General features: G+C 60.1%; 11 protein-coding genes. 2 read left to right on the top strand and 9 right to left on the bottom strand.

Translation table 11 applies throughout. The features are described from left to right. Window positions 1-31: 31 nt before the first annotated feature. The 3 genes from U1A53_RS05995 to pyrH are packed head-to-tail and all read right to left on the bottom strand — an operon-like array spanning window position 32 to window position 2,062. Window positions 32-709 carry a UDP-N-acetylglucosamine diphosphorylase gene (locus tag U1A53_RS05995; RefSeq protein WP_322279627.1) on the bottom strand — a complete coding sequence of 226 codons (678 nt, stop codon included), beginning with the start codon at window positions 707-709 and terminating at the stop codon, window positions 32-34. 10 nt (window positions 710-719) lie between these two features. Continuing rightward, a complete protein-coding gene (gene frr, locus U1A53_RS05990) occupies window positions 720-1,274 on the bottom strand; it encodes a ribosome recycling factor (protein WP_322279626.1) in 555 nt (184 codons plus the stop codon). Between the two features lie 50 nt (window positions 1,275-1,324). After that, complete coding sequence (gene pyrH / locus U1A53_RS05985) at window positions 1,325-2,062, bottom strand: UMP kinase (protein ID WP_322279625.1); 738 nt, start codon at window positions 2,060-2,062, stop codon at window positions 1,325-1,327. A 75-nt stretch (window positions 2,063-2,137) separates the two neighbouring features. Here pyrH and U1A53_RS05980 point away from each other — a divergent pair, with 75 nt between their 5' ends. Continuing rightward, window positions 2,138-3,301 (top strand): PLP-dependent aspartate aminotransferase family protein, encoded by a 1,164-nt coding sequence (locus tag U1A53_RS05980; RefSeq protein ID WP_322279624.1) that lies wholly within the window; start codon window positions 2,138-2,140, stop codon window positions 3,299-3,301. A gap of 19 nt (window positions 3,302-3,320) precedes the next feature. After that, entirely contained in the window at window positions 3,321-4,802 is a 1,482-nt protein-coding gene (locus U1A53_RS05975) for a PLP-dependent transferase (protein WP_322279623.1), read from the top strand. A gap of 6 nt (window positions 4,803-4,808) precedes the next feature. Here the strand turns inward: U1A53_RS05975 and U1A53_RS05970 are convergent, their stop codons facing one another. The 6 genes from U1A53_RS05970 to U1A53_RS05945 form a co-directional block, all read right to left on the bottom strand. Further along, entirely contained in the window at window positions 4,809-5,699 is an 891-nt protein-coding gene (locus U1A53_RS05970) for a glycosyltransferase (RefSeq protein WP_322279622.1), read from the bottom strand. A gap of 17 nt (window positions 5,700-5,716) precedes the next feature. Continuing rightward, entirely contained in the window at window positions 5,717-6,844 is a 1,128-nt protein-coding gene (locus tag U1A53_RS05965; RefSeq protein WP_322279620.1) for a hypothetical protein, read from the bottom strand. A gap of 85 nt (window positions 6,845-6,929) precedes the next feature. Then, the gene (locus U1A53_RS05960) at window positions 6,930-7,184 is read right to left on the bottom strand and encodes a hypothetical protein (protein ID WP_322279619.1); all 255 of its coding nucleotides are present in this window, start codon (window positions 7,182-7,184) and stop codon (window positions 6,930-6,932) included. 9 nt (window positions 7,185-7,193) lie between these two features. Beyond that, window positions 7,194-7,490, bottom strand: a complete 297-nt coding sequence (locus U1A53_RS05955; protein ID WP_322279617.1) for a type II toxin-antitoxin system RelE/ParE family toxin — start codon at window positions 7,488-7,490, stop codon at window positions 7,194-7,196. 3 nt (window positions 7,491-7,493) lie between these two features. Then, window positions 7,494-7,751: a hypothetical protein gene (locus U1A53_RS05950; protein ID WP_322279615.1), complete on the bottom strand. Its 258-nt coding sequence runs from the start codon at window positions 7,749-7,751 to the stop codon at window positions 7,494-7,496. Window positions 7,752-7,792: 41 nt separating this feature from the next. After that, entirely contained in the window at window positions 7,793-12,643 is a 4,851-nt protein-coding gene (locus U1A53_RS05945) for a PVC-type heme-binding CxxCH protein (RefSeq protein WP_322279613.1), read from the bottom strand. Window positions 12,644-12,713: the final 70 nt, after the last annotated feature.

Genomic DNA, 12,713 nt, shown 5'->3' with positions numbered 1-12,713 from the left:
CTCAGCCCGGGATGTATTCAAACCCTGGCCGTTACTTCTTCCGCTTCACCACCTGCTGCGTCTGCCGCGTCTTCAACAGAAGGTCCGCATCAAGCACGCCGCTGAAATGCGTCAACGGATACACGATGCTGCGCCGCCCGATGATGCTGCCGGGGCTGATCACGCTGTTGCAGCCGATTTCCGCGTAATCGCCGATGATCGCGCCAAATTTCCGCAAGCCGGTGGGGATTGTGTCGGTGTCCGTCTTCACGGTGACCTCCATCCGGTCCAGCCGCACGTTGGAAAGGATCACGCCGGCGGCCAGATGCGCCTTGTGACCGAGGATCGAGTCGCCCACATAGTTGTAGTGCGGAATCTCACAGCCGTCGAAGACCACGCAGTTCTTGAACTCGCACGAGTTTCCCAGCACGCAGCCGTCGCCGACGATCACGTTCTCGCGAATGTAGCAGCCGGCACGGATCTGGCAGTTCCGCCCAATCCAGGCCGGACCTTTGATTACCGCACCGGGTTCGAGTGTGGTGCCTTCATCAATAAACACATCCTCGCCGATGAACGCCCCCGGCGGCACCTGGACCCGGATCTCACGCTGCAACCGGAACTCCAGATAGGACTCGATCCGCGTCAATGCCGTCCACACGGGCGAGTCATCCGGGAACAGGATGCCATGCTTCGTGTGCGTGAGGTCGAGGTAGTCGCTTGCGGAAAACACGTCGTTACTTTCAGACCGTCAGAATTTCCTTCTCCTTCGACACCACATGCTGGTCGATTTCGGCTATCTTCTTGTCGGTCATGGTTTGAATCTCCTTCTCCATGCGATGGAGATCATCTTCGGTGATGCTGCCGTCTTTCTCACCCTTCTTGATGGCTTCGAGTGCATCGCGCCGCGCCGAGCGCACCCGCACGCGGGCGTCTTCGCCGAGGGTCTTGCACATCTTCACCATCTGTTCGCGGCGTTCCTGCGAAAGGGAGGGAATTGGCAGACGGATGACCTTGCCTTCGATGGAGCCATTGAGACCGAGGCGTGATTCGCGGATCGCGCGGTCGATGTCCTGCAAAGTGCTGGGATCAAACGGCTCGATGCGGATCAGCCGCGCGTCCGGCGTGGTGATCATCGCGAGCTGCTTCAGCTTCATGTGGCTGCCGTAGCTCATCACATGCACATCCATGTTTTCGACCAGCGTGGGGTTGGCCTTGCCGGTGCGCACGGTGGCAAATTCGTGGATGGCGTGCTCGACGGCCTTCGTCATGGCCTCATCGGCCTCCAGCATGGTCATTTCAGGGTCCATAGTCTTGGGATTGGAAAATTCAGATTTGAACTCGGGATTCAGCCCTTCGCATCAACCATCGTGCCGATGTACTCGCCGACGAGTGCGCGGCGGATGTTGTCCGGCTCGTTCATGCTGAACACGCCGATGGGCATGTTGTTTTCCATGCAGAGGGAAAACGCCGTGGAGTCCATCACCTTGAGCTGGCGTGTCAGGCATTCGTGGAAGCTGACGCGGTCAAACTTCACCGCGTTCGGGTTCTTGGCGGGATCGGAATCGTAAATACCGTCCACCTTGGTCGCTTTCAGCACGATCTCGGCGTTGATCTCGCTGGCGCGCAGCGCGGCGGTGGTGTCGGTGGAGAAGAACGGATTGCCCGTGCCGGCGGCGAAGATCACCACGCGGCCAAGTTCCAGATGGCGCATGGCTTTGCGGCGCACGAAGGGCTCGGCCACGTTGTCCATCTTGATCGCGCTTTGCACCCGCGACGGCACATCCATGGCCTCCAGCATGCTCTGCAAGGCCAGTGAATTCATCACCGTGGCCAGCATGCCCATGTAATCCGCCGTGGCACGCTCCATGCCTTTGTTGCTGGCCGTCACGCCGCGCCAGAAATTTCCACCACCGACGACGACGGCGATTTCGAGGCCGGTTTGATGCGCCGCTTTGATCTGCGCCGCCATATCTTCGACGATGGGCGGGGAGATGTTGTCGGTACTGCCTGGTTGTCTCAGTGCTTCACCGCTGAGTTTGAGGAGAACACGACGGAATTTTCGAGGAGCAGTGGGATCGGACATGAAAGAGCGGATTTGATTCATAAAGCATGAGCGCAGGGCCTTGCAAAGCCAAATCTGCGTGTCCATCATCAAGCGATGAAAGAAGACCCGACCCTTCCCTCCGACGCACGCTTTGAAACACGCGCGATCCACGTCGGCCAGGACTACCGCAGCGAGACCGGCTCGGTCATCCCGCCGATCTACATGACCTCGACGTTCGAGACCGGCAATCCGACCGGTTTTGACTACACGCGCTCCGGCAATCCGAACTTCCGCAACCTGCAGGCCACGCTCGCCAGTCTGGAAAACGCGAAGCACTGCACCGTCTTCGCCAGCGGCATCAGCGCCATTTCCGCCATTCTGTTTTCTCTCAAAGCGGGGGATGTGATCCTCTCCGAGCAGCAGATCTACGGCTGCACCTACCGCATCTTTGAAAAGGTGCTGCGTCGTTTCGGCGTCACGATCAAATACGCCAACCTCGCCAACCCCGAGAACTACGATCTCATCGCGCAACTGAAGCCCGCGCTGGTCTGGCTGGAGTCACCCACCAATCCGCTGCTGAAAATCCTCGACATCAAGGCCCTCAGCACCGCCGCGCACAGCGTCGGCAGCATCGTTGCCGTGGACAACACCTTTGCCTCCAGCCTGCTCCAGCAGCCGCTCGATCTCGGCGCCGATCTCTCACTCCTCAGCACGACGAAATACACCAACGGCCATAGCGACAGCCTGGGCGGCGCTGTTTGCACGAACTCCGACGAGTGGCAGGAGAAGATGATCTTCGCGCAGAAGGCGATCGGTTTGCAGCCCAGTCCGTTCGATGCCTGGCTCGTCTCACGGGGTGCCAAAACCGAGGCCGTGCGCATGGAGCGTCACTCCTCAAACGCTCTCGAACTCGCCAAACGCCTCGAAACCCGCAAAGGCGTCAAAAGCGTGAAGTATCCCTTCCTGCCCAGCCATCCACAGCACAAGCTCGCCAAGAAGCAGATGAAAGCCGGCAGCGGCATGCTGCTGGCTGATTTCGGCCTGAGCTACGGCGACACCCTCGCCTTCATCCGCCGTCTGCGCCTCTTCACGCAGGCCGAAAGCCTCGGCGGCATCGAAAGCCTGGTCGCTCATCCCGCCAGCATGACCCATGCTTCGATTCCCAAGGAAACCCGCGAAGCTGCCGGCGTCACCGATGGTTTGGTGCGCTTCTCCGTGGGCATCGAGCACGTCGAAGACTTGTGGGCGGACATTGACCGGGCTTTGGCGGCGAAGTAAGGACACGCCCCTTTTCTTAATGTCTGACCTCCTCAAACACCCTCTCTGCAACGCCGAAGACCTCGGCAAGGCGATCCCTGATCACGAACTCGGCGTGTCCGTGTGCCTGCCGTTGTGGAAACATGTGATCGGCTATGAGGAAGGCGATCAGGAGATCGTTTCGAAATTCAAATCCGGCTACCCGCGCTTCTGCTGCCCGCCAGCGATCACACGGCTGTTTGAAGCGGCGGAAAAGGAATTCGCCGCCGCGGGCGAGCGCTGCCTTGTCTTTCCGCGTGTCGTGCATGCGGAGCGCTGCGTGCAGTTCATCAAAACCGGCCGCGTGGTCGAATGGACCGCGCATCAACTCGGTGTCGCCGTGTTTCCTGCGGATAGCTACGTCAACGCCCGCAAATTTTGGCGTTTCTGCGGTGAGTGCGTCAGCACACGGCAGGCCTGCGAGGCTTTGGGATCGAAATCGAGCAGTGTGACCGAAGCCGAAGGCAAAGCTGCCAACCTCACGATCAAACAGCGCATCGCTCAGCTCGCCGGGCAGCAACCGGAGGACGTGTTTCTCTTCCCTTCCGGCATGGCGGCGAATTTTGCGGTGCATCGCATGCTCACGCATCTGTTTCCGGGCCGCAAAACCGCACAGCTCGACTTCCCCTATGTCGATGTGCTCAAACTCCAGCAGCTTTTCGGCAGCGGCGCGCATTTCCTGCCGCTGATCAAGGACAGCGAGTATGACGACCTGCGCGATCTGCTTCAACGCGAGCCGCTGGCTGGCATCTTCTGCGAAGCGCCGAGCAATCCGCTGCTCCGCTGCGTCGATTTCGAGCGCCTGCTCACGATTCGCGCCTCCGCGCAACCAGGAGTTCCCATCATCGTCGATGACACCATCTCCACCGTCGCGCATGTCAATGCGCATCGCGTCGCCGATGTGGTGACGACGAGCCTGACGAAGAGTTTTTCCGGCGTGGGCGATGTTCTGGCCGGCAGCGTTGTCCTGAACCGCAAATCACCGCATCACGCCGCCTTCTCCGCGTTTTTGACCGCACACGCCGATCATGAGTTGTGGCGCGGAGATGCCGTGGCGCTCGAACTCAACAGCCGCGACTTCGCTCAACGTGCCGCCACTATGAGCCGCAATGCGAAGGCGCTGGCCGAGCATCTGCGCTCGCATCCCAAGGTGGATCGCGTCTGGCATGCGGCGAACGAAGGCGGACGCGGCTACGAGTTCATCCGCCGTGAGAATGGTGGTCACGGCTGCCTGTTCTCCTTCACGCTGAAAAATCCGGAGCAAACGAGCCCGAAGTTCTACGACGCCCTGCGCGTGTGCAAAGGCCCCAGCCTCGGCACGAACTTCACGCTCGCCTGCCCTTACACGCTGCTCGCGCACTTCGACGAACTCGACTGGACCGAATCCTGCGGCGTCAGCCGCTGGCTCATTCGCGTGTCCGCAGGCCTGGAAGACACAGCGAACTTGATCGCGCGCTTTGACGAGGCGCTGGCGGTGGTTTGAAGAAAGTCAGCCGGTCTTGGAAAAAGACCGAAGAAGTCCGCTCCAAAGCTTGCGTGTTCGAGACGGCTCCGCGCCGCCCTCCGGCAGAAAACGCCGCGCCGCCACAGCATAGGTGGTGTTGGCGGTGCGGACGTACTCCTCCGTCAGCTTCCCGGCATGGAAGCGGGAATAATCCAGGCGCAGACGCCGCCACCACAGATGGCTCCACAAATGAATGCTAAGCACGTCGCCCAGGTCAGCGGCGTGGCATTCCTCAAACAGGCGCCGCAGATCCTCGCGCGACCATTGAAACTTGTAGAATGACTCCTGGCGTTCCACATGCAGGAGGTGTGGCATCGCCTCGCTCAACTGATGGGGCAACTGGCAGGAATGATTCGACCAGGAGCCATCGAACGCGGCATTCATTTTTTCCAGCCAGACGCGGCCGAACTCCGCCTCACGCTCGGCCATGATGAAGGCGTTGCACAGCGAGGAGCGCATGACGCCGGTGCGCTCGCAGGGCACATCGTTCTCACGTCCCAGCACAAAGCGCTGCTGGTAGAGCCGTTCCGGGATTGGATTCACAAACAACGTGTCCATGTCCGCGTACACGCCGCCTGTTTCCAGCAGCTTCTCGACCCGGACAAAGTCGGAGAGATGCGCGTAACGATACCGGTCCGCAAACCATTGCCGGTAACGAAAATCGAGGATGCGACGCGGCGGCTCCACTTTCACCAAGGTGAGTCTGGGTTTGATCATGTCCCAGTAACGGCCGTATGGCTCGTGCTGGTAATAAAGGCGTACTTCGTCCGGCCGGTTCACCTGGAAGCACGACTCCAGACACAGATAAAAGGCGAGGTGAAACGGCTCGCGCTGCTTCTTCAAGCCGAAGACAAAATGGAAAATCTTGGGGATCACGCGGCAAAGCGCAACGACTAGCCTTCTCCGCGCAGAATGGCGACGAGTTTTTCCATCGAGCGACTGTTCTGAAACCGCGACAGCACAAACTCGCGCAGTTTCCGGCCCTGCTCCGCCGCCACATCAGGTGATTCATAGGCCCGCCGCATTTCCTGGGAGGCATGGCTCACATCTGGATCGGCCCACTGTTGGTCGCGGGTGTATGAACGCCATCTCGCGCCTGCCTCGGCGGGAATCAGCCGATATCGAATGAGGCGGGCCAGATCCGGCGGCAGAAAATCCAACTGGCCGCCATAACCCGTCATGATGACCGGCTTGCCAAAACGGGCGGCGTCAAAAGCGCCCATCCCCCAGCCTTCACTTCGACATAGAGACACGTAGCAGTCACCTCGGGCATGCAGAAGGAGCATGTCGTCATCACTCAGCGGCTCCGGCAGCAGCTTGATGCGCGGCGGGTTCGGATAGTCTCGCAACACCTGCTCCAGCGCCCGGGCAGTCGAACGCGGAAAAGGGCGCCAGAAACTCTGCGTGTGATCGTGCCGGTTGGTTTTGACGACCAGAGTCACCTTGTCGTCCGCCGTGAAGGCCTCGCAAAAGGCGCGCACCGTGAGCCAGATCGTTTTGCGCGGCGCCCACTCGCCGATGGTGTAAAACACATAATCTTCCTGCGGAATGTCGTGGCATTCCATACGGGCCGGCATCGGCCGCTCGTCATACAGATGCGGGACCACATGGACGGGAACTCGCACACCGCATTTCTCAAACACCTCCCTGTTCCACTGGCAGGGGACGATCAGGCCATGCACCGAATTCAGCAGGTCTTTCCAATGGTCTGGGATCACATCGGTTTCCCAAACAGTGCAGCCCAGAATGCGTTTGTCGGGCTCCCGGCGAATCCAGTCGGGATAAAACTCCGGCACGGTATGAACCACCACCGTGTCATAATCCACCCGCCGGTTGCAAACAGGATCCAGTTCAGGATCGCCGACCAAAGTGCCGCAGAAAGGTTCATAACCCTGCCACCAGCGCCGGCCGGGCATCATCGGCGTCCAGGTCACCGGCGCGCCGTGCTTCACCAAGCCCGTGATGTTGCGCCGTGCCGTGATGCCATAACCGCTGGCTTCGTGCAAAGAGACGTACTTCACGCCGAATCGAGTTTGGGGGTAAAAGCGGCGGTCATGCGTGCATTTCATCCCAAAGGGGACTCACGGCAAGTTTCTCCAATCCCGATCACCTTCGTGACCGCCACAGGTAAACCAAAAAGCTCCCCAGACCGCTGAACTTGAACTGCGGGTCCACCCAGCGCTCGATCACATAAAACGCAAAGTAGTAGGCGCGGCAAAAGCCCCATACGCACAGCGCCAGCAGCAGTGCCGTGCGCCAGTTCCAGTTCTCGACGAGCAGGATCGCCGCCGACATCAGGCCGATGACGAGAAACAACCCGCCTTTGAGCCACATGGCCTTGGTGCTTTGAAGGTCTTTCATGAGCTCATCTCACTCCAAAATCGTCTGCAAATCCTGGGCTCCATGCAGAACACGCACGATTTCGATCTGCCCTTCTCGCTGGCGATAAAACATCAGGTAATTGGGGAACTCCGTGATCACCCACAGGCGCAAGTCGCGCAGTCGTGGCTTGTGTTGACCGAGATCTGGCTGTGCCGCCAGCAAAGCGGCGTTTTCCTCGAATGCCTGCACGACACGATCAGCCGCCACCGGATTGTCCATCGCGATGTAATGGTGGATGTCCGCCATGTCCTGAAGCGCCTCCGGGGAGATGATCGCCTCGGCCATGGTTCAGCGGCCTTGGTTGCGCAACGTCGCAAAAGCCTGCGTGGCAGGAATGCCTTTGCCCGCATCAAGCGAGGCCAGCCCTGCATCGAGTTTGTCCAGCAAATCAGCCTCATTCTTGGCGGTGAACGAACTCCGGAGCTTGTTTTGCCTCAGCAAGAGTTCCAGCCCTTCTTCAATCGCCGCATCCACACTGGCAAAGAGTCCTTCGCGAACTCCGCGCGAGACGAAGGAATCCAAGACAGGATTGAGTGTGATGTTCATGCCGAAGTGTGCCAAAAAAATTCAGACAGCGCAAGCGCGGCCTATTTCTTCTCCAGCTTCACATAATCAATCCCCACCATGTTCCCCGGCGCGGCGGCGGGATTCGGTGGGGCGAGGGTGAAGGTGAGGACATGATCACCCGGGATGAGTTCATGCGTGCCCCAGTCGAGTTCATCGGTGAGAATGACTTTGTCGGCGTTGTAACCATCGAAGGATGAGGCCACAGGTTTGCCATCGAGGGTGATGCTCGTCACGCCGTAGTCGCGGGCCATCGTGAGCACGGCACGAAGCTGGTATTTGCCAGCTTCTTTGACCGGGATGGCCAGCGTGAGCTTCTGGTCCGGCTTGCCACCCACCCACCAAAGCTGCGCACCGCCGCTCCAACGATTGCCAAAACCTCCCATGCCTTGGATGCGCGTGTTGCCGCCCGTTTTGGAAATGATTTTGAGCGACTCCCCTTCGAGCGCTCCGGGTATTGTAGTCCCGCCTTTAGGCGGCTTCTGACCGGCTAAAGCCGGGACTACAGAACCGCTTTGGAGATACTTCACCAGATCGACCACCATCTCGGGCTGTAGCGCATCAAACAAGCCTTCCGGCATCGTGCTCATCTTGGACACCTCACGCTTCTTCACGTCGGTCTTCGGCAACACAAACTCGATGCCGCCCATCATCGCGACCTTCACCGTCGCCGTGTTCTCCTCCTTGATCACGCCGCCCATCACCCGGCCGTCGTGCATGGTGAAAAGGTTGAGCTGGTAGTCCTTCCCGATCACCGCGTTCGGATCGAGCACGTTTTCGAGCAGGTAATTCAAATCAGCGCGATTGCTGCCCGTGATGTCGGGGCCGACGTTCTGGCCTTCGCCAAAGAGCTTGTGGCATTGACCGCAGGTGGCGGTGTAGAGCATCTTGCCCTTCGCGAGATCGCCTTTGGCCAAAGCCGCAGGCGTGAGCAGGGCGCGGAACTTTTTCATGCGCTCACCAAGGTCGGCCTTCGGCGCGTTCACATCGCCCCAGGCGGATTTGATCAAGGCGTTGATCTCCACGTCATCGAACGCGGTGAGCTGGCGCACCAAAAATGGTGACAAGGTCGTCGCAGGCACCGTTTTGGCCTCCACGGCTTTCAAGAGCGCTGTCGCGCCTTCTTTCGTCGAGGCGAGCGTGTTGATGGCGTCGGGGAGTTCGTTCGCAGAGAGCTTCGGCAGCGCCGAGGTAAGGAGCGCGGGAGTGTTGGAGTCTTGGAGTGAGGCGAGGGATTGAATGGCTTTGCGGCGGAGTGACGACGGGGCGTCTTGGGTGGAGACGATTTGCTGGAGGAGCTTCGCGGTGGCGTTGTCTTGAGACTGGAGAAGAACCGAAAGTGCTTTCTCGCGTGCGGGAGTGTCGAGCGTGGCGGAGACGAGCTGGCTGCGGAAGGCTTGCAGTGCCTCCGCATCGCCGAACAGAGCACTGAGTTCGCTCACAAGCTGTTCCGTAGTCCCGGCTTTAGCCGGCTTCGGGGCGTCCCCAGAACCGCCTAAAGGCGGAACTACAGTGCCCCGGAGCTTCGCGGCGATCTCCGGCCAGTTCGGCGGCATGGTGAGCTTTCCGCTGCCTCGTGCGGCGGTGACGATCATGGTGAGCACGGGTTCGCGCTTCGCGGCATCAGGCTCCTTTGCGAGTTCGGTCAGGATCGCGGCGCGGCCCGCATCATCGGAGGATAGGCGGCGGTAGATGAACCCGGTGACTTTTTCTAGCTTCGACACCTTCGCGAGCTGCATCCCCACCCCCGGGTCCGCCGCCACCAGTGGCTCGATGCCATACCAGATGAGCAGCGGGATCATCGGGTCGTCCTTGTCCTCGCCGTGTTTGAGGAGGGCGGTGGCGAGGTCTTTGCGTTGATCCTGTGGGATGCGCTGGAGCGCGGAGGCAAGCTCGCGGCGGACGATGGGGGAAGTGTCGGCCTTGGCGACCTCAACAAACGGATGCAACTGGTCAAGCCACTCATCGCCTTTCAAAGCAGCGACAGCCTCGTCTGCCTGAAAACTAAACCGAACAGATGCTGCTCGTCGATCTTCGGAGCTCATGTTTGGTGACACCGACCAGGAGAGTCTCGTTTCGGAACCGATGCGGGCAGCACTATGAACTGAATGCGTTAGCCAGAATCCCCTCAGCTTCTCGGCCTCGGATAGCTTGTTAGAATCGAAATGCTTGCCCCAGCTCTCTTCCAGTTGGTCAAACTTCTGCGACTTTCCGACAGAACTCTCCATCAGCACCCGCCGCGCCATGCGTGACTCCCACTCGTGCTCCGTCTGCACGGCGAGTTTGGCGAGCGCTTCGTCGCTTTCCTTCGCGAGATCGCCCTTCCATGGCTTCCAGCCGTCGTAGCTGATGCGATAGATGCGCCCGTTGCTGCGGTCCCAGTTTCCGACGGCGTTGCTGCCGCGGTGGCAGATTTGCTGGTCGCTCCAGTCGCTGACATACAAAGCGCCATCGGGGCCGACTTTTTGCGTGACGGGGATGAAGTGCATGTCGTTCGACCGCAGGAAGTCGGCGGCGTGTTTGCCGATGTAGCTGCTGCCCTTCACATCGGTGTAATTCGCGACGAGGCGGTGGCCGTGGAGATTGCCGAAAAGGAGCTGGTTGCGATACGTCGGCGGGAAAAGGCTGCTCTGATAAATGGCGAGGCCGCAGTGCGCGTGGCCGCCACCGAGGGCGTTCGTGTCGTTGTTCATGACGCCCGCCCCGGTGGCCTTGTCGAAGCTGACATCGGGGCGCGGATTGCCTGCGTAGTGCGCGTGGTCGGCGATGGTCTTGATGTCCTCGTAGGTGTGCGCATTGAAGTGCTGACCAGCCTGGCGCTGGTAACGTCCGCCGGGGACGATGTGGTAGAGATGCGGGATGACGCAGGCGGTGACGAACCACTCGCCATGCTGGTCGTAATCGAGTCCCCACGGATTGCTGGTGCCGTGCGCGAAGATTTCAAACTCATGCCGCACGGGATGGTAACGCCAGATGCCGGCATTGATCGGCTGACGCTGCTCGTCCGGCGTGCCCGGCTTGCCGACCTTGCTGTGCGTGAAGACGCCGTGGCAGCCATACAGCCAGCCGTCCGGGCCCCAGATGAAGCTGTTGAGGGTTTCGTGAGTGTCCTGGCTGCCCCAGCCATCGAGGAGGGCGTAGGCGGTGAAGTTGAGGCCCGGAACCTGAGTCAAGGCAGTCAAGTGGGTCAAGGAAGGGGTCAGGGCGTGCTTCGAGGCATCCTTGACCTCTTGACCCTTTGACTCCTTGACCAAGCCAACCGGCTTGTCCCCATCCCGTGGAATGAACATCAAATACGGCGCGGCACCCACCCACACACCACCGAAGCCGAGTTCGATGCCGCTGACGAGGTTGAGGCCTTCGCAGAAGATTTTCTTTGTCTCGAAGATGCCGTCGCCGTCTTGGTCTTCGAGGATCTTGATGCGGTCCTGGCCCGCGCCGACTTCGCGGGGCTTCGGATAGCTGTTACCCTCGACGACCCAGATGCGGCCGCGCTCATCGAATGTGAAGGCCATCGGCTGCACGAGATCCGGCTCGGCGGCGATCAGCTCGGCTTTGAAACCGCCGGGGAGCTGCATGGACTTCAGCGCATCCTGTGGCGACTGGCCTTTGGCGTAATCCTTCTGCGGCTTGAGCGCGGGACCGTACATTTTCTTCGGCGTGAGTTCTGCCGTCGTGTCCTTTCGCTCCTGTGTGAGGATGAACACGCCCGCTTTGTTGCCAACGACGATGTCGGGGAGCTTGTCCCCGTTCACATCGCCGACTTGCACATCGACGCCGACGCCGCTCTCGGCATCGACAAGATGCGGGACGAAATCGACGCCGCCTTTGCCATCGCGCTTCGTTTGATACCAATAGATGACGCGGTGGCCGCGCTCGTCGGGATCGTGGCCGTTGTGCGCCCAGTAGCGCTTGCCGGTGACGATGTCCTTGACGCCGTCGCCGTCGATGTCGGCGAGATAAGCGGCGTGGGGTTGGGAGAAGACGATGCCGTAGTCGTTGTCCTGCGGCTGCTCGCTGGCGAGCATGATGCGCTGCCAGTTCGCGGTTCCTGGTTCTGGGTTCTTGGTTTGAAGGAAAACCGCCACACCATAGCGATGTGCCGCGAGGGCGGTGAAGACGTCGTTCGTGCCGTTGCCATCGAAGTCATAGGCGAACATCTGCGCGCCACCACCGACTCCGGCGGCGAAGTTGTGCTGGATGAAATTGGCTGCTGCTCTGCCGCTTTTCGTGATGACTCCGGTATTCTCCCACCACCGCCGCGCTTCGAGCAAGTCCATCTTCCCATCGCCATTCACATCGCCAACGCCGAGGCCGTGGGTGAACTTGGCCACCTTCATGTCTTCTGTGGCAGAAACAAAGGGCCACTTCTGGGCCGGCTTATCCCAAGTCGGGGCGAACCAGCCGAAGCTGCCGCCGGTGCTGCACACGATCTCCGGTTTGCCGTCGCCGGTGATGTCAGTGAAGACGGGCGATTCGTTATCGACGACATCGGCGACGATGTGCATGGGCCAGGGCTTGTCGTCGTGCGTGCCGGAATTGAGGTAGAGCCGCGCTTCCTTGCCGGGGAAGCCGAGGATGAGGATATCGTTCTTCTGGTCGGCGTCGAAATCATGGACGTAGGCGAAGAAGTTGTCCGAGTAGCCGTTGATGCTGAAAATCTTCGGCTCGTAGTAGGCGTGCTTCTTTTCAAACGCGGGGCCTTCCCACCAGAACGGACCTGCGACGACGTCGGGTTTGCCGTCGCCATTGATGTCGCCGATGGCGGCACCTTCGGAGTAAAAATCGCCGTGGAGCTGTTGGCGTTTCCAAGTGATCTGGGTGGCGGCGTGGAGGCTGGAAGCCGCGAGGAAGGCGAAAAGGAAACTTTTCATGGCTGGGAGAAAACCAACGCTATCAGAAATGGGTGCTGACAGACAACTTTTATGAGCCATCGGCCATCCT

The organism is Prosthecobacter sp. (genome assembly GCF_034366625.1).
Taxonomy (GTDB): domain Bacteria; phylum Verrucomicrobiota; class Verrucomicrobiia; order Verrucomicrobiales; family Verrucomicrobiaceae; genus Prosthecobacter.
The sequence above is the reverse complement of the archived record's forward strand: the minus strand, read 5'-3'. Positions and strand labels throughout refer to the sequence as shown.

What these genes read in the sequence shown, in the direction of transcription:
- U1A53_RS05945 (WP_322279613.1), bottom strand. Translation starts at nt 12,643, where the DNA reads ATGAAAAGTTTCCTTTTCGCCTTCCTCGCGGCTTCCAGCCTCCACGCC.
- U1A53_RS05975 (WP_322279623.1), top strand. Translation starts at nt 3,321, where the DNA reads ATGTCTGACCTCCTCAAACACCCTCTCTGCAACGCCGAAGACCTCGGC.
- U1A53_RS05950 (WP_322279615.1), bottom strand. Translation starts at nt 7,751, where the DNA reads ATGAACATCACACTCAATCCTGTCTTGGATTCCTTCGTCTCGCGCGGA.
- pyrH (WP_322279625.1), bottom strand. Translation starts at nt 2,062, where the DNA reads ATGTCCGATCCCACTGCTCCTCGAAAATTCCGTCGTGTTCTCCTCAAA.
- U1A53_RS05980 (WP_322279624.1), top strand. Translation starts at nt 2,138, where the DNA reads ATGAAAGAAGACCCGACCCTTCCCTCCGACGCACGCTTTGAAACACGC.
- U1A53_RS05955 (WP_322279617.1), bottom strand. Translation starts at nt 7,490, where the DNA reads ATGGCCGAGGCGATCATCTCCCCGGAGGCGCTTCAGGACATGGCGGAC.
- frr (WP_322279626.1), bottom strand. Translation starts at nt 1,274, where the DNA reads ATGACCATGCTGGAGGCCGATGAGGCCATGACGAAGGCCGTCGAGCAC.
- U1A53_RS05960 (WP_322279619.1), bottom strand. Translation starts at nt 7,184, where the DNA reads ATGAAAGACCTTCAAAGCACCAAGGCCATGTGGCTCAAAGGCGGGTTG.